Annotated in this window: 13 protein-coding genes; 5 read left to right on the top strand and 8 right to left on the bottom strand. The window is 72.2% G+C overall.

Going from position 1 to position 16001, the window contains the following annotated elements; genetic code table 11:
* Window positions 1-147: 147 nt before the first annotated feature.
* The 5 genes from ABD823_RS07945 to ABD823_RS07965 form a co-directional block, all read right to left on the bottom strand.
* Window positions 148-1947, bottom strand: a complete 1800-nt coding sequence (locus ABD823_RS07945; protein WP_344857354.1) for a phosphoenolpyruvate carboxykinase (GTP) — start codon at window positions 1945-1947, stop codon at window positions 148-150.
* A 290-nt stretch (window positions 1948-2237) separates the two neighbouring features.
* The gene (locus ABD823_RS07950; protein ID WP_344857356.1) at window positions 2238-2765 is read right to left on the bottom strand and encodes a hypothetical protein; all 528 of its coding nucleotides are present in this window, start codon (window positions 2763-2765) and stop codon (window positions 2238-2240) included.
* Between the two features lie 166 nt (window positions 2766-2931).
* Window positions 2932-4239, bottom strand: a complete 1308-nt coding sequence (locus tag ABD823_RS07955) for a C40 family peptidase (RefSeq protein ID WP_344857358.1) — start codon at window positions 4237-4239, stop codon at window positions 2932-2934.
* Window positions 4240-4422: 183 nt separating this feature from the next.
* Complete coding sequence (gene greA, locus ABD823_RS07960; RefSeq protein WP_344857360.1) at window positions 4423-4926, bottom strand: transcription elongation factor GreA; 504 nt, start codon at window positions 4924-4926, stop codon at window positions 4423-4425.
* 106 nt (window positions 4927-5032) lie between these two features.
* Window positions 5033-5461, bottom strand: a complete 429-nt coding sequence (locus ABD823_RS07965) for a DUF4307 domain-containing protein (RefSeq protein WP_344857362.1) — start codon at window positions 5459-5461, stop codon at window positions 5033-5035.
* A 175-nt stretch (window positions 5462-5636) separates the two neighbouring features.
* Here ABD823_RS07965 and mca point away from each other — a divergent pair, with 175 nt between their 5' ends.
* A complete protein-coding gene (mca, locus tag ABD823_RS07970; protein WP_344857364.1) occupies window positions 5637-6521 on the top strand; it encodes a mycothiol conjugate amidase Mca in 885 nt (294 codons plus the stop codon).
* A gap of 34 nt (window positions 6522-6555) precedes the next feature.
* Entirely contained in the window at window positions 6556-6753 is a 198-nt protein-coding gene (locus tag ABD823_RS07975; RefSeq protein WP_344857366.1) for a hypothetical protein, read from the top strand.
* 21 nt (window positions 6754-6774) lie between these two features.
* Here the strand turns inward: ABD823_RS07975 and ABD823_RS07980 are convergent, their stop codons facing one another.
* Entirely contained in the window at window positions 6775-7935 is a 1161-nt protein-coding gene (locus ABD823_RS07980; RefSeq protein WP_344857368.1) for a hypothetical protein, read from the bottom strand.
* A 334-nt stretch (window positions 7936-8269) separates the two neighbouring features.
* On the opposite strand from ABD823_RS07980, the gene ABD823_RS07985 reads away from it, so the two are divergent.
* Window positions 8270-10255, top strand: a complete 1986-nt coding sequence (locus tag ABD823_RS07985; protein ID WP_344857370.1) for a thioredoxin domain-containing protein — start codon at window positions 8270-8272, stop codon at window positions 10253-10255.
* Window positions 10256-10441: 186 nt separating this feature from the next.
* Here the strand turns inward: ABD823_RS07985 and ABD823_RS07990 are convergent, their stop codons facing one another.
* Together ABD823_RS07990 and ABD823_RS07995 are read right to left on the bottom strand one after the other, a co-directional pair.
* Window positions 10442-12616: a transglycosylase domain-containing protein gene (locus ABD823_RS07990; protein ID WP_344857372.1), complete on the bottom strand. Its 2175-nt coding sequence runs from the start codon at window positions 12614-12616 to the stop codon at window positions 10442-10444.
* A 103-nt stretch (window positions 12617-12719) separates the two neighbouring features.
* The gene (locus tag ABD823_RS07995) at window positions 12720-13199 is read right to left on the bottom strand and encodes an Lrp/AsnC family transcriptional regulator (RefSeq protein ID WP_344857519.1); all 480 of its coding nucleotides are present in this window, start codon (window positions 13197-13199) and stop codon (window positions 12720-12722) included.
* Window positions 13200-13301: 102 nt separating this feature from the next.
* Between ABD823_RS07995 and hppD the strand changes: the two genes are divergently transcribed.
* A complete protein-coding gene (gene hppD / locus ABD823_RS08000; RefSeq protein WP_344857374.1) occupies window positions 13302-14411 on the top strand; it encodes a 4-hydroxyphenylpyruvate dioxygenase in 1110 nt (369 codons plus the stop codon).
* 101 nt (window positions 14412-14512) lie between these two features.
* Window positions 14513-16000 carry a M1 family metallopeptidase gene (locus ABD823_RS08005; RefSeq protein WP_344857376.1) on the top strand — a complete coding sequence of 496 codons (1488 nt, stop codon included), beginning with the start codon at window positions 14513-14515 and terminating at the stop codon, window positions 15998-16000.
* Window position 16001: the final 1 nt, after the last annotated feature.

A 16001-nucleotide genomic window follows, 5' to 3' on the forward strand; every position in this document is an offset into this window, starting at 1 on the left:
GCGGGTGCCCCGTTTGTCAGGTAGACGTCCGGGGCCGCGCGGAAGTTTCGCGCCGCAGGTCTCGGTTCGGTCGCTCCGCCGGCGGGATCGCGGCTCCCGGCCCTGCCGGCGGGTGGGCGGGGCGAGGCCCCCGCCCGCGGGCCGTGCTCAGCCCAGGCGCTCGACCAGGGCGTTGTACTCGTCCCAGAGCTCCTTGGGCAGGTGGTCGCCGAAGGTCTCGAAGAAGGACGGGATGAGCTTCGCCTCCTCCTTCCAGACCTCCTCGTCCACCGACAGGAGCGTCCTCAGGTCGTCGGCGGACAGGTCGAGGCCCTCGGTGTCCAGCTCGGCCGGGAGCAGGCCGATGGGCGTCTCGACGGCCTCGGCGCGGCCGTTGAGGCGGTCCACGATCCACTTGAGCACGCGGCTGTTCTCACCGAAGCCGGGCCAGATGAACTCGCCCTCGGCGTTCTTGCGGAACCAGTTCACGTAGTAGATGCGCGGCAGCCGCGCGCCCTCGCGCCTGCCGATCTCGATCCAGTGGCCGAAGTAGTCGCCCATGTTGTAGCCGCAGAACGGCAGCATCGCGAAGGGGTCGCGGCGCAGCTCGCCGACCTTGCCCTCGGCGGCGGCGGTCTTCTCGGAGGCGATGTTCGCCCCGATGAAGACGCCGTGGTTCCAGCTGCGCGCCTCGGTGACGAGCGGGACGGCCGTGGCGCGGCGCCCGCCGAAGAGGATGGCCGAGATCGGCACGCCCTCGGGGTCCTGCCACTCGGGGGCGATGGTCGGGCACTGGCCCGCGGGGGTGGTGAACCGGGCGTTGGGGTGGGCGGCCGGCTCGTCGCTGTCCGGCGTCCAGTCGCGGCCCTTCCAGTCGGTCAGGTGCGCCGGGGGCTCGTCGGTCAGGCCCTCCCACCACACGTCGCCGTCGTCGGTGAGGGCGACGTTGGTGAAGATGCTGTTGCCCCAGAGCGTCTTGATCGCGTTGGCGTTGGTGGACTCGCCGGTGCCGGGCGCGACCCCGAAGAAGCCCGCCTCCGGGTTGATCGCGTACAGCCGGCCGTCCTCGCCGAAGCGCATCCAGGCGATGTCGTCGCCGATCGTCTCGACCTTCCAGCCGGGGATCGTCGGCTGGAGCATGGCCAGGTTGGTCTTGCCGCACGCGGACGGGAAGGCCGCCGCGATGTAGCGGGTCTCCCCCTCCGGCGGGGTGAGCTTGAGGATGAGCATGTGCTCGGCCAGCCAGCCCTCGTCGCGGGCCATGGTGCTGGCGATGCGCAGCGCGTAGCACTTCTTGCCGAGCAGGGCGTTGCCGCCGTAGCCGGAGCCGTACGACCAGATCTCGCGGGTCTCGGGGAAGTGGCTGATGTACTTGGTGGAGTTGCACGGCCACGGCACGTCGGCCTGGCCGGGCTCCAGGGGCGCGCCGACCGAGTGCACGGCCTTGACGAAGTCGCCGCGCTCCTCGATGAGCCGGAGCGCGGGCTCGCCCATCCGGGTCATGATCCGCATCGACACGACGACGTAGGGCGAGTCGGTGATCTCGACCCCGAGCTGGGAGATCTCCCCGCCGAGCGGGCCCATGCAGAACGGGACCACGTACATGGTGCGCCCGCGCATGCATCCGGCGAACAGCTCGCCGAAGGTCGCGCGCATCTCGGCGGGGGCGATCCAGTTGTTGGTCGGCCCGGCGTCCTCCTCCTTCTCGGAGCAGATGTAGGTGCGGTCCTCGACCCGGGCGACGTCGGTGGGGTCGGAGGCCGCGTAGAAGCTGTTCTGCCGCTTGGCCAGGCGCTTGAACGTGCCCTGCTCGACCAGCAGGTTCGTCAGGCGCGTCCACTCCGCCTCGGAGCCGTCGCACCATTCGATCCGGTCCGGGCGGGTCAGCTCGGCGATCTCCTTGACCCAGGCGATCAGCTCCTTGTGGGTGGTCGGGCTGGGGGCGGATACGTCAACCGTTGCGGTCACTGTGGCGGCTCCTTACGCTTCTCAGGGCGAAATCATCATGAGGAAGAAACCGGAAGCGATCCAATTGGCGTAGACCAGTTAATTCGCTCCGGACCCTTCCTCCAGGCCCCGCCTCCGGTCCCATCGACAGGCGTATGAGCTGGCAGGGGCCGTGATGATTGCTTTTCCCTACCCACTCGAAGCGTGTTTAAATAAACCGCTTCCGCAATTGGTATAGGCCACTCGGGGAGGTCTAAACCAATTCCCGCAGAGGTTCAGACCACTTACCGCGCCCTTTTCCCTGGCCGGGCTCAGGAAGCGGTGTCGGGCCCCGCGGCGCGGATCCGGTCGACCTGCTGCAGCGCCTCCCTCAGATCGGCCAGCCAGGAGTCGGCGTGCCTGCCCACCAGCCGCACGCACCAGGCGAGCGCGTCACTGCGGCTGCGCGCCACGCCCGCGGCCACCAGGGTGTCCAGGACCAGGCGCTCGGACTGGCGGAGCCGGGTCATGACAGGGACGGAAAGTGTGGTGAACATCACTTTCCGGTCGCCCACCCGGACGCCCCAGGACACCTTCCGCCGGAACCTGTGCTCGGCCTCCCGGGCGATCTCGATGCGCCGCTCCCGGGTCTCCTCCCGGAAGCGCTGCGCGGCCCCCTCCAGCGCGGCGGCCCGTTCGGCGGCGGTCGCCTCCTCACCCACCGCGGGCGGGCGCAGGACGCCCACCACCGCGATCTCCTCCCGGTCCAGGGTGATCTCCGGCGCCTCCTGGAACCAGTCGTCGGGCAGCCGTCCCGCGAACCACCCGCGCAGCACCGCCTCTGCTTCTCTGCTTTCCATGTAATGAAGATTACATCGCTTGGAAGAAGGACACCAGGAGAGGCGTCGGTGGATGATCCTCCTCGGCGGCCGCTCCCCGGCCCGCCTCCGTCACCGCCCGCTCCCGGGCCCCGGCGCTCAGCGGACCAGCGGCGGCCGTGCGGGCCGGCCCGCACGGCCCCGGAGCTCAGGGGACCAGGGCTGCGGCCTGCGGGCTGACCCGCACGGCCCCGGCGAAGTTCCTCGTGGTGACGGGGACCAGCTTGACTACGTCACCGGTCCGCGGCGCGTGCAGCATCTTCCCGTCGCCCCAGTAGATCGCCACGTGCGAGACGTATCCGGGGTTGGTCGGATCGTGGCGCCAGAACAGCAGGTCACCCGGTTGCGCCTCGGCGAGCGGGACCTGCGGGCCGGCGACGAACTGCTGGTGCGTCACCCGGGGCAGCCGCACGCCCGCCTGCGCGTAGGCCCACTGGACCAGGCCGGAGCAGTCGAAGGCGTCCGGCCCCTCGGCTCCCCAGACGTACGGCCGGCCGATCTTGCCGGCCGCCGCGGTGAGCGCGGTCCGCACCTGGGCGGCGGTCAGGAACGCCGGGGAGGACCCGGCCCCGCCCGAGGAGGGCGCGTAGACCGGGTCGACCGGGACGACCTGGCTGCCGGAGGGCAGGATCTCGAGCAGGGCGGCGCGGATCCGGGCCGGGTCGGCGCGCGGGGCGCTGATCACCAGGGCGTTGTTCTCCGGGATGCCGAGCTCGCGGGCCGTCCGCCGGGAGACCACGGCGTCGACCGCGCCCATGCCCATCGTCGCATAGGCGCCCACCCGCAGGCTGCGCCCGCCGCTGGTGACGACCTTGCCCAGCTCCATGCCCCCGTCGTTGCCGAGGACGAAGGAGACGGCGATCTCACCGGCCGCGACGTTCTGCCAGAGCCTGTCGGACCTGGCGGTCGGCCGGGGCGTGTACGCGCGGAACGTCGAGGGGTCCACCCCCAGGGCGTGCACCCGCTTGCCGTCCAGGACGACCTCGGCCGCGTCGGCGCGCTCGATCGCGCGGACCCCCTTGATCCGGGCCGCCCTCGCCACCACGGCCGAGCTCAGCGGACGGTGCGCGACCACGAACAGGCTGGCCTCGCGCGTCCCGGTGAGCGGGGCGACGGCCGGGGGCGCCGCCGGCACGGCGGTGGGCGGGACGGCCGGCACCCCGGTCGGCACCCCGGTCGGCACGGCCCGGCCCGCCGGGGCCCGCTCCGCGGGCCGGCGCACGGCGACGGTCTCCGGGCCCCGCTCCCCCGCCATCTGGCCCAGCACCACGATGTCCGCCGTCAGCACGGCGACCACGAGGACCGCCAGGGCCGGGACCACCTGCCCCAGCATGCCGATGCTCCGCCGGCCGTGCCTGAGGCTGAGCGGGGGGCCGTAGGCGAGGTCGCCGCGGACCTCCCGGATCACCGCGGGGACACGCGCCCGCCGCTCGAACACGTCGGCCTCCCCTTCCACCCGGTGGCGCTCCCCCGCGGGAGTCCAGCCCTACGAGCCTGCCGTACATCACGCCTGGATGCAGGCGAAGACGTCAAAACACTCCGTACCCGCATCATGGTCACATGAGGGGATGGGAAAGGCCTGGCGGACATGGCGATCCGCCGGGGCCCGGGCCCCGGCGGATCGGTGGTCGCCCGCGGGTCAGTTGCCGCCGTTGTACGGCACGGCCTCCAGGATCTCCACGGTGTTGGAGCGGCCGTTCGGCATCGTGTAGGAGGCCTTCTCGCCGACCTTCTTGCCGTTGATCGCCGCACCGAGCGGGGACTTGGGCGAGTAGACGTCGATCGGGGCGCCGCTCTCCTCGCGGGAGGCCAGCAGGAAGGTGACCTCCTCGTCGTCGCCCTCGAAGCGCACGGTGACGGTCATGCCCGGGCCGACGACACCCTCGGTGCGCGGCGCCTCGCCGACCTTGGCGGTGTCCAGGATCTGGCGGAGGTGGAAGATGCGGGCCTCCATCTTGCCCTGCTCGTCCTTGGCGGCGTGGTAGCCGCCGTTCTCCCTCAGATCGCCTTCCTCCCGGGCGGCCTCGATCTTCTTGGCGATTTCGACGCGCCCGCGCCCCGAGAGGTATTCGTACTCCTGCTTGAGGCGGTCGTACGCCTCCTGAGTCAGCCAGGTGACGCTCTCGGTGTGGGAGTCGGCCACGGGTTCTCCTTGTGCTTCCTCTGTGGGGCATCGTGCTTGGGTAGCGGACGATCGAATCTCGAAAGGCTAACAAGTTAACCGCTCGAACGCTTCCCCAAATGTCTCACTATACGAGATAGCAGTACTCGACATCGGCGGAGGTCGCCGGAGCACTGATCTGTAGCCGTTCAGTAAGCCTGACATACCCCTCACCAGCGGGTATTTCCACCTCGCGGCTCCCGACCTCCGCATGGCCGACGTCCATGGCGTGCAGCCGGCAGACCGCCGCGCGGTCGTCAGGCTTGATCACCTCGAAGGTGATCTCCGCGTACTCCCCGTGGTCGACGTCGAAGGCGATGACCTGGTTGATGACCTCGGTCTCGCCCTTGGCCGCCCACATCACGTAACCCCAGCCTCCCGCGGTGACCGCGCACAGGATCGCGATCACCACGTGCACCACGAAGCGCCCCCCGCGCTCCGGGCGGTCGGGGACGTCACCGGGGGTGCCGAGGACGGGGCCCTCGAACCGGCCCTGGTCGGCCTCACTGGTGGCCATGACGGAATCTCCCTGCACTACCTCGGCGTTATCCGAGACAATTGTCCCTCGCGGGGGCCCCGCCCCCGCGACCGCCATAGAGAAACTAGCCTCTCCCTGGAGTGATCCAGGCCAACCCGCGAGGCGCGGGGATCCGAGCGGCACCGTTGAACGTTGAAGAGGAGACGTCGAGCCCGTGAGTGCACCGCTGAGGCTGATGGCCGTTCACGCGCATCCTGACGACGAGTCGAGCAAGGGCGCCGCCACGATGGCGCGTTACGTGGCCGAAGGCGTGGACGTGCTCGTGTGCACCCTCACCGGAGGGGAGCGCGGCTCGATCCTGAACCCCAAGATGGACCGGCCGGAGATCCTGGAGAACATCGGCGAGGTCCGCCGCCAGGAGATGGAGCGGGCGCGGGAGATCCTCGGGGTGGAGCAGCGCTTCCTCGGCTTCGTCGACTCCGGTCTGCCGGAGGACGAGAGCGAGCCGCTGCCCGAGGGGTGCTTCGCCCTCCAGCCGCTGGAGGTCGCCGCGGCCCCCCTGGTCGCGGCGGTGCGCGAGTTCAGGCCGCACGTCATCCTCACCTACGACGACGACGGCGGCTACCCGCACCCGGACCACATCATGACCAACCGCGTCTCCGTGGAGGCCTTCGAGGCGGCGGGCGACCCCGACCGCTACCCCGAGGCCGGCGAGCCCTGGCAGCCGCTGAAGCTCTACTACCACATGGGCTTCACCAAGGAGCGGTTCGAGGCGCTGCACGAGGCCATGACCGCGCGCGGCATGGGCTCGCCGTACGCCGACTGGATCGCCCGCTGGGAGGACCGCCCGCAGAAGTGGCCGGTGACCAGCCGCATCCCCTGCGCCGACTACTTCGAGGTCCGCGACCGGGCGCTGCTCGCGCACGCCACCCAGGTGGACCCGGACGGCTTCTGGTTCGTCTGCCCGCGCGAGCTCCAGCAGGAGGTCTGGCCGACCGAGGACTACCACCTGGCGCGCTCCCTGGTGGACACCGAGCTTCCCGAGGACGACCTGTTCGCCGGGATCCACGCCGACGAGGTGACCCCGGCCTGCCACTGACACGACCACGGGTCCGCGGTGGCAGACTGGAAGCGTGATTGCTCTCGACACCTTCGACCCGGCCGACGTCAGCCCGGGCCTGCTGGGCTTCCTCGTCGTGGCGGCGATAGGGCTCGCGCTCTTCCTGCTCGTCAAGTCGATGAGGAAGCAGATCTCGAGAATCGAACTTCCCTCCGAGACCGAGCAGGCCGGGCGGGACAGGAAGCCGGACGGCGCCGCCCGGGCCAAGTAGGCCCGCGCACCGAGACCGCGCTCAGTCGCCGAGCGCGTCCGTCGCCGACCAGGCGCGCTCCAGCGCCCGGGGCAGGCCCCAGTGGCCCAGCGGGGTGAGGATCCCGCTGCCGTCGACGATCCCCAGCGTCTTCCAGAGCGGCGCGACCGAGCCGAACAGCGTCTCGGTCGCCGCCAGGTCCTCCGGCTCGTCCATGTCCACGTCGATGTCGTCGGACTCGGCGATGAACCGGGCGATCCGCTCCGGCGAGGCCAGCACCCCGGGGCCGCGCCTGGCCAGGGCGGCCACCGCGGCCAGCCAGTCCGCGTGGTGGATCGCGCACAGCGAGGCCAGCGCGGAGTCCTCGGGGCTCAGCCCCGCTTCGAGGTCGGTGAACTCCTCGACCGTGTCGTCGTCCTCCGGCAGGTCGGCGACCGGTCCGGCGACGCCCGCCGTGACGGACAGCCAGAGCTCCTCGTCGTCGCCGGGCAGCGGCCCGTCGCAGTAGCCGGCGCACGCCCGCAGCACGTTCCCCGGGTATCCGGGCTCGGACAGCACCCGGCGCAGCCGCGCGCCCGCGGCCCGCAGCTCGGCCTCCGGCCGCACCGGGTCGGGCAGCTCGGCGAGGATGCGCCGCAGCTCGTCGAGGGCGAAGGCCTCCTCCTCGTCCCAGGCGGCGAACAGCTCCTCGTCCTGCTCCTCGTCGACCGCCGCCGCCGGGACCCTGCCGTCCGGCAGCGGGCCGGCCAGCCAGTGCTCCTGCAGCTCCTCGTAGGCCCTGCGGGCTCCGGAGTCGCCGCGGGCGAGCGCGTCCGGGTCGATCACCCCGGCGGCGATCTGCTCCTCCAGGTGGGAGACCAGCCGGCCGTACATCTCCGCGGCGACCGGGCCCCGCTCGTCCTCCTCCGGCCAGACGAACAGGCTCCGGGTCAGCAGCAGCGGCTCGGTGCCGGTGGACTCCAGCCACCGCTGCACGTCGCCGATCGTCGCGTTCCCCGACTCGATCGCGCTCAGCGTCGTGCGGGCGGACTCCCAGAAGGGCGCCGACAGCGGGTTGCCCGCCGCCAGCATCGCGCGCCGCAGGTCGGCGAGGGCCACCAGCGCCACCCCCGAGGGCACGGCGAGCAGCGCGCGGGCGACGTCGCGCCGGGTCAGCCCGGCGGCCGGGCGGCCGGCGTGCACACAGACGAAGTCGAGGTCCACGTCTCGCCAGCCTACGCCTGTCTCTCCTCCACCGGGAGGGACAGGCGGGGATCGTCCCTCCGCCGGGAGGGACAGGCGGGGATCGTCCCGCGGCCCCGCCGGACCACGCGGTGGCCGCAGCGCCCGCCCACCCGCGCGCCCGCGCACCGCGTAACCGACCGCCCGCGCACCGTGCGCCGCGTAAGCGGCCGCCCGCGCGACCTGCCGCCGGGCGGAACCACCGCCCCGCGACCGCGCCGGACGGCCGCACCGGTCTAGGGTGGGTGGACGTGCGGGTAGGACCCCGTGCACGCGGGCGGACAGGGCCCGCGCCTCGCTCGCGGGAGGGGTCGCCATGAACCGGCTGAAGGACGCCACCAGTCCCTATCTGCTCCAGCACGCCGACAATCCGGTCCACTGGTTCGAGTGGGGCCCGGACGCCTTCGCCGAGGCTCGGCGGAGGGACGTGCCGCTGCTGGTCAGCGTGGGCTACTCCGCCTGCCACTGGTGCCACGTCATGGCGCACGAGTCGTTCGAGGACCCCGGCACCGCCGAGCTGATGAACGAGCTCTTCGTCAACGTGAAGGTCGACCGCGAGGAGCGGCCGGACGTCGACGCCGTCTACATGACGGCCACGCAGGCGATGACCGGCCAGGGCGGGTGGCCGATGACGGTCTTCGCCACGCCGGAGGGCCACCCCTTCTACACCGGCACCTACTTCCCCCGGCCGCAGTTCCAGCGCCTGCTCGTCGGGGTCTCCAACGCCTGGAAGAACGACCGCGAGGCCGTGCTCACCCAGGGGGCGAAGATCGTCGAGGCACTGAACGAGCGCGCGGCCTTCCCCACCGGGCCGGTCCCCTCGGCCGAGACCCTGGACGCGGCGGTGCGCAACCTGGCGGAGTCCTTCGACCCGGTCCGCGGCGGGTTCGGCGGGGCGCCCAAGTTCCCGCCGTCGATGGTGCTGGAGTTCCTGCTCCGGCACGGCGGGCGCCAGGCCCTCGACATGGCCGGGCGCACGCTGGAGGCCATGGCCAGAGGCGGGATCTACGACCAGCTCGCCGGGGGCTTCGCCCGCTACAGCGTGGACGCCGCGTGGGTCGTGCCGCACTTCGAGAAGATGCTCTACGACAACGCGCTGCTGCTGCGGGTCTACGCGCACTGGTGGCGCGCCACGGGCTCGGTGCTGGGCAGGCGCGTGGCGCTGGAGACCGCGGACTGGCTGCTGTCCGAGATGCGCACCCCGCAGGGCGGCTTCGCCTCGGCCCTGGACGCCGACAGCGAGGGCGTGGAGGGCAGGTTCTACGTCTGGACGCCCGAGCAGCTGCGCGAGGTCCTCGGCGCCGACGACGGCGACTGGGCGGTCCGGACCTTCGAGGTGACCGGGACGTTCGAGCACGGCACCTCGGTGCTCCAGCTCCTCGACGACCCCGACGACCCCGAGCGCTTCGCGCGCGTGCGCGCCGCCCTGCTGGACGCCCGCGCCCGGCGGGTGCGGCCCGGCCGGGACGACAAGGTGGTCGCCGCCTGGAACGGCCTGGCCGTCGCCGCGCTCGCCGAGGCCGGGGCGCTGTTCGACCGGCCCGACCTGGTGGCCGCGGCCCGGGACGCGGCCGTCCTGCTGGAGGAGGTTCACCTCGACGGCGACCGGCTGCTGCGCACCTCGCGCGACGGCCGGGCCGGCGCCAACGCGGGGGTCCTGGAGGACTACGCGGACGTGGCGGAGGGGCTGCTCGCGCTCTACTCGGTGACCGGGGAGGCCCGCTGGTTCCGGCACGCCGGGACGCTGCTGGAGACGGTGCTCGACCGCTTCTCCGACGGCTCCGGCGGCTTCTACGACACCGCCGACGACGCCGAGCGCCTGTTCCAGCGCCCCCAGGACCCCACCGACAACGCCACCCCCTCGGGCCGGTTCGCCGCGGCCGGGGCCCTGCTCACCTACGCGGCGCTGACCGGCTCCGCGCGGCACCGCCAGGCCGCGCAGGAGGCCCTCGGCACGGTCAGCGTGCTGGCCGCCCAGCACGCCAGGTTCGCCGGCTGGGGGCTGGCCGTCGCCCGGGCCGCCCTCTCCGGCCCGGTCGAGGTGGCCGTCGTGGGCCCGCCGGACGACCCGGCCACCGCCGCCCTGCACCGGGCCGCGCTGACGTCCACCGTGCCGGGCCTGGTGGTCGCGCTCGGGGAGCCCGGCGCCGACGGGGCCGCGCCGGTGCCGCTGCTGGAGGGCCGCGGCCTGGTCGGCGGCTCCCCGGCCGCCTACGTCTGCCGCGGTTTCACCTGCCGCATGCCGGTCACCACCCCGGCCGCGTTGAAGGCGGAGCTGGGCGGGGCGACCCAGGACTCCTGAGGCACCGCTCCCGGCCGCCTCCTGCGGGAACCGCTCCCTGCCGTCCCCCTCCGGGAGCGGCGCCGTCCCCGGTCTCGCCTCCGGGGGTGCCCGTGCGCCCCGCCGCCCTTCAGAACCGCTGGAGAGCCCTCCGGGAGTCCTTGGGAAGCCCTCCGACGACCCTTCGCGCGCCCGCGGGCCGGCGGGTCAGCCCGCGGGCGCCTGGACCGCGCCCGCCGGAGCGGAGCCGCGGTCGGCGGTCCCGACGTCCCCGCCCTGCTCGGTGCCGGTGCCGGGGTCCTCGGGGACGGGGACCGCCGTCTCCTGCGGAGGCGGGGGCGCGGTCGGCTCGCCGCCGTCCGGGACGGCCGTCTCCTCCGGGGCGGGCCCGCCCGTCGGCGCGGGGTCCGGCGTGGGCGCGGCGGGCGTCTCCTCCGGGGCGGGCCCGGCGTCGGGGCCGGGGTCGTGGCCGCCCTCCCCGTCCGGGTCCGCGGCGGGGGCGTCGTCGGCGTAGGACGGGGTGTACCCGTAGGAGGACGGCTCGGGGAACTCCTTCACGGGCTTGCCGGACATCGCCTCGGCCATGAACGCGCGCCAGATCTGCGCGGGGTACTGCCCGCCGTACTGGACCACGCCGCCCACGGCCACCGGCTTGTTGTCGTCGCGGAACATGTTCACCGCGACCGAGAGCTGCGGGGTGTAGCCGGCGAACCAGGCGGCCGCCGACTTGTCGGTGGTGCCGGTCTTGCCGGCCGCCGGGCGGTCGTAGAGGCGGGCGGCGGTCCCGGTGCCGCCCGTGACGACCTGGGTGAGGGCGTAGCTGACGTCGGCGGCGGTCCGCTCGGAGAAGACCCGCTCGCCCTTCTCGGTGATCTTGATCTTGCCCTCGGCGGTGGTGATCGAGCGGATCACGTGGACGTCGCGGTGCACGCCGCCCGCCGCGAAGGTCGCGAAGCCGGAGGCGTTCTGCACCGCGCTCACCGAGGCCACGCCCAGCGGCAGGGTCGCCGCGTCCCGGTGCGGGGTGAGCTGGTCGACCGGGATGCCCGCGGCCGCGGCGGCCTCGACCACCTCGTCGAGGCCGACCTTCTGCCCGAGGTCGACGAAGGCGGTGTTCACCGAGTGCCGCATGGCCTGCACCAGGTCGACCCGGCCGTAGGAGGCGCCGCCCGCGTTGGGGATCCGCGCGGAGGCGACGCGCATCGGCGAGTCGCCGTCGACCCGGGTGCCGAGGCCGTGGTCGTTCTCCAGCGCCGCGGCCAGCACGTAGGCCTTGAAGGTGGACCCGGCCTGCACCTCGGCGGAGAAGGCGTTGTCGAACTTGTTGGCGTCGTAGTCGCGGCCGCCGTAGAAGGCGACGACCTCGCCGGTCGCGGGGTCGACCGCGGCCAGGCCGGTGCGGACCTTCTTCGGGGTGCCCTCCGGCAGGACCGAGGTGACGGCCCGCTCGGCGGCCTCCATCAGCTTCCCGTCGAAGGTGGTGACGATCTTCAGGCCGCCCTGGTTGACGTCCTCGTCGGTGTAGCCGCGGCGGCGCAGCTCGGCCCTGACCTGGTCGAGCATGTAGCCTTCCTGGCCCTCGGGCTCGAAGACCTCCCGGGGCTTCTTCAGCTTGGGGAACTCCGCCTCCGCGGCCTCCTCCGGGGTGAGCGCCCCGGTCTTCACCATGCCGTCGACCACCCAGCGCCAGCGGGCGCGGGCCGCCGCCAGGTCCTCGCCCCGGGGGTCGGCGAACCGGGTGGGCTGCTGGATCACCGCGGCGAGGTAGGCGCTCTCGGCCACGGTCAGCTTGGAGACGTCCTTGCGGAAGTAGGCGTCGGCCGCGGCCTGCACGCCGTACGCGCCCCGGCCGAAGTAGATCGTGTTGAGGTACTGCTCCAGCACCCAGTCCTTGGACTTCGACCGGTCCACCTTCAGGGAGATCATGATCTCCTTGAGCTTGCGGACGGCGGAGCGCTCCTGGCTGAGGCCGCTGTAGTAGTTGCGGACCATCTGCTGGGTGATCGTCGAGCCGCCCTGGATCTGCTGCCCGCTGACCGTCGACCACACGGCGCGGGCGGTGCCCCGCAGGGAGACGCCCTGGTCGGAGTAGAACGAGCGGTTCTCGGCGGCGATGACGGCGTTCCTGAGGCTCTCCGGGACGCGGTCGAGCCCGACGGGCCTGCGGTTGACGCCCTGCTTGGCGAGCACCGTCCTGCCGTCGCGGTAGTAGATCACCGATCCCTGCGCGGTGGCGCCGGGCTGCGTGCTGTCCGGGATCGGGGTCATCGCCCACGCCACGGCGAACAGGCCGATCGCCGCGATGATCCCGGCCCCGAGGACGGCCAGCGCGATCCGCAGGAGCCGCCGTCTGCCGGACCCGCCCTTCCCTGCGCCCTTCAACCTGCCCCCCAGATCCGGCGCGCGGCCGACCCCCGTCAGCCGAACGAACCGTTAAGGGTAAACGGTGGATAACGGTGCCTGATTCCCTCTTGGGATGGTACGGCTACCTCTCTGCCCGATGCGGGGCATCCGACACCAAAGGCATCACCCGATACGGCACAGGAGTGTCCAAGGCGATGACCGACGAGGTCCTGACCACCCCCCGCACGTCGACGATCCGGTCGATGACCCGCTGCAGGTCGGCGTTGCTGCGCGCCACCACGCGGCAGTGCATGTCGTCGCCGCCGGTGATGGTGTGCACCTCCAGGACCTCGGGGATCTCGGCGAGCTGGACGGCGACCGGGTCGTGCCCGCTGACCTGGCGGATCTGCAGGGTGACGAAGGCGGTCACGTCGTAGCCGAGCGCGGCGGGGTCGATCTCGGGGCCGAACCCGGTGATCACCCCGCGGGCGGTCAGGCGGTCGAGGCGCGCCTGGACGGTCCCCCGCGCCACCCCCAGCCGGCGCGAGCACTCCAGCACGCCGATCCGGGGTTCGGCGGCCATCAGCGCGATGAGCCGGGCGTCGAGCCGGTCGATCGTCATGATGTCCAGCAACTCCTTGCTTACCAGCCGGTAACTGTACAGATTGCCCATCAAAATATGTAACTCTTGCACAGACCGTCCATCAATACCGACAGTGTCCGCATGAGCGACATCTTTCCTGTGAACGGCATGGACGCCGTGGTCTTCGCGGTCGGCAACGCCAAGCAGGCCGCGCACTACTACTCCACCGCGTTCGGCATGCGGCTGGTGGCCTACAAGGGCCCGGAGAACGGCAGCCGGGACGAGGTGGCCTACGTGCTGACCTCCGGCGGCGCCCGCTTCGAGTTCCGCGGCTCGCTGCGCCCGGGCACCGACATCGCCCGGCACGTCGCCGAGCACAGCGACGGTGTGATCGACCTGGCCCTGGACGTCCCGGACGTGGAGGCGGCCTACGCCCACGCGGTGGCCCAGGGCGCCCGCGGCCTGGTGGAGCCGCACACGATGGAGGACGAGCACGGCAAGGTGGTGGTCGCGGCCATCGCCACCTACGGCGAGACCCGGCACACCCTGGTCGACCGCTCGAACTACGCCGGGCCGTACCTGCCCGGCTATGTCGCGGCCGAGCCGCTCGTCGCCCCGCCGGACACCAGGAACGGCCGGTTCTTCCAGGCGGTCGACCACTGCGTCGGCAACGTGGAACTCGGCAAGATGGACGAGTGGGTGGAGTTCTACAAGCGGGTCATGGGCTTCACCAACATGGCCGAGTTCATCGGCGACGACATCGCCACCGAGTACTCGGCGCTGATGTCCAAGGTCGTCGCGGACGGCACCCGCAAGGTGAAGTTCCCGCTCAACGAGCCGGCCATCGCCAAGAAGAAGTCGCAGATCGACGAGTATCTCGAGTTCTACGGCGGTCCCGGCGTGCAGCACATCGCGCTGGCCACCAACGACATCCTCGCCGCCGTCGACCACATGCGCGCGGCCGGCGTGCAGTTCCTCGACACGCCCGACTCCTACTACGACGACCCGGAGCTGCGCGCCCGCATCGGCGAGGTCCGCGCCCCGATCGAGGAGCTGAAGAAGCGCCGCATCCTGGTCGACCGCGACGAGGACGGCTACCTGCTGCAGATCTTCACCAAGCCGGTGCAGGACCGTCCGACGGTGTTCTTCGAGCTCATCGAGCGGCACGGCTCGCTCGGCTTCGGAAAGGGCAACTTCAAGGCCCTGTTCGAGGCCATCGAGCGCGAGCAGGAGCGCCGCGGCAACCTGTAGGGCGCCGGCTCCCCGCGATGTCCTGACCTGGCCGGGGCCGCTCGCGTAGTCTGCGAACGCGCCCCGGCGCGGTCCGGGGTCGGAAGGGGGAGACCGAGACCATGGCGTCACGCCGGCCGGCCGTCGCGGCCGCCACCGTCCTGCTCTGCGCGACCACCGGTGCGGCCGCCTGCTCCGCCCCCGGCACGCAGGGCGGGGCCACCCCGGAGGCCGGGAGCACGGTGCCGTCCGGCGCCACCGCCTCCCAGACCGCGCCCGGGCCCGGCACGTCCCAGACCGCGCCCGGGCCCGGCGCACCCGGCATCGGCGACCCCGACTTCCCCGACGACGGCAACGGCGGCTACGACGTCGGCCGGTACCGGCTCGACCTCGACTACGACCCCGGCCGACGGCACCTGTCCGGTACGGCCGCCATCGAGGCGACCGCCACGCAGGGGCTGACCCGCTTCAACCTCGACCTGTCCGGCTTCACGGTCGAGCGGGTCACCGTGGACGGCGCGCGGGCGCGGTTCGAGCGCACCGGGACCGAGCTCACCGTCATCCCCGCCCGGCCGGTCGCGAGCCGGGCGGCGTTCACCGTCGAGGTCGCCTACGCCGGCCGGCCCAGGCCCGTCACGGACTCGTCCAACCTGGGCACCTACGGCTTCATCCCGACCAAGGACGGCGCCTTCGTCACCTGCGAGCCCAACGGCGCCAAGACCTGGTTCCCCGGCAACGACCACCCGGCCGACAAGGCGCGCTACGAGTTCCAGATCACCGTCCCCGAGGGGATCACCGCGCTGGCCAACGGAGAGCTGGCCGCAGAGCCGAAGACGGAGGGCGGGAAGACGACCTACCTCTGGCGGGAGGACCACCCGATGGTGACCTACCTGGCCACCATGACGCTGGGGAAGTTCGTCCTGCGGGAGGGCAGGACCGCCTCGGGCATCAAGAACCTCGCCGCGGCGGACCCGCGCTTCCGCGACTCGCTGGACAGGCTCTACACGCTCTCCGGGAAGATCACCGACTACTGGGCGACCGTCTTCGGCCCCTACCCGTTCTCCTCGACCGGCGGCGTGGTGGACGACTTCTCCACCGGCTACGCCCTGGAGAACCAGACCAAGCCGATGTACGGCGGCTTCGCCCCGGACGAGGACATCATCGCCCACGAGCTGGCCCACCAGTGGTTCGGCAACAGCCTCAGCATCAAGCGCTGGAAGGACCTCTGGCTCAACGAGGGCTTCGCCACCTACGCCGAGTGGCTCTGGCAGGAGCACCAGGGCGACGCCACCGCCGAGCAGTCCTTCCGCCTGCACTACTCCGCCGGGCCCGGCGACGCCATCTGGAAGTACGCCCCGGGCCGCGCCCGCCCGGACGACCTGTTCAACAACTCGGTCTACACCCGGGGCGGCATGGCCCTGCACGCCCTCCGGCAGAAGATCGGGGACGAGGACTTCTTCGAGCTGCTGCGCACCTGGAGCTCCGAGCACAAGTACGGGCACGTCACCACGGAGGACTTCACGGCGCTGGCCGAGAAGGTCTCCGGCGAGGAGCTCGACGCGCTCTTCGACGCCTGGCTGTTCGCGGAGAAGAAGCCGACCTCCTGGTGAC

It is taken from the genome of Planomonospora alba, from assembly GCF_039534085.1.
GTDB classification, from domain to species: domain Bacteria; phylum Actinomycetota; class Actinomycetes; order Streptosporangiales; family Streptosporangiaceae; genus Planomonospora_B; species Planomonospora_B alba.

Bases quoted from the DNA above. Each gene is read 5' to 3' on its own strand.
- ABD823_RS07995 (WP_344857519.1), bottom strand. From the start codon at position 13,199: ATGACGATCGACCGGCTCGACGCCCGGCTCATCGCGCTGATGGCCGCC.
- ABD823_RS07985 (WP_344857370.1), top strand. From the start codon at position 8,270: ATGAACCGGCTGAAGGACGCCACCAGTCCCTATCTGCTCCAGCACGCC.
- ABD823_RS08005 (WP_344857376.1), top strand. From the start codon at position 14,513: ATGGCGTCACGCCGGCCGGCCGTCGCGGCCGCCACCGTCCTGCTCTGC.
- ABD823_RS07965 (WP_344857362.1), bottom strand. From the start codon at position 5,461: ATGGCCACCAGTGAGGCCGACCAGGGCCGGTTCGAGGGCCCCGTCCTC.
- ABD823_RS07950 (WP_344857356.1), bottom strand. From the start codon at position 2,765: ATGGAAAGCAGAGAAGCAGAGGCGGTGCTGCGCGGGTGGTTCGCGGGA.
- hppD (WP_344857374.1), top strand. From the start codon at position 13,302: ATGAGCGACATCTTTCCTGTGAACGGCATGGACGCCGTGGTCTTCGCG.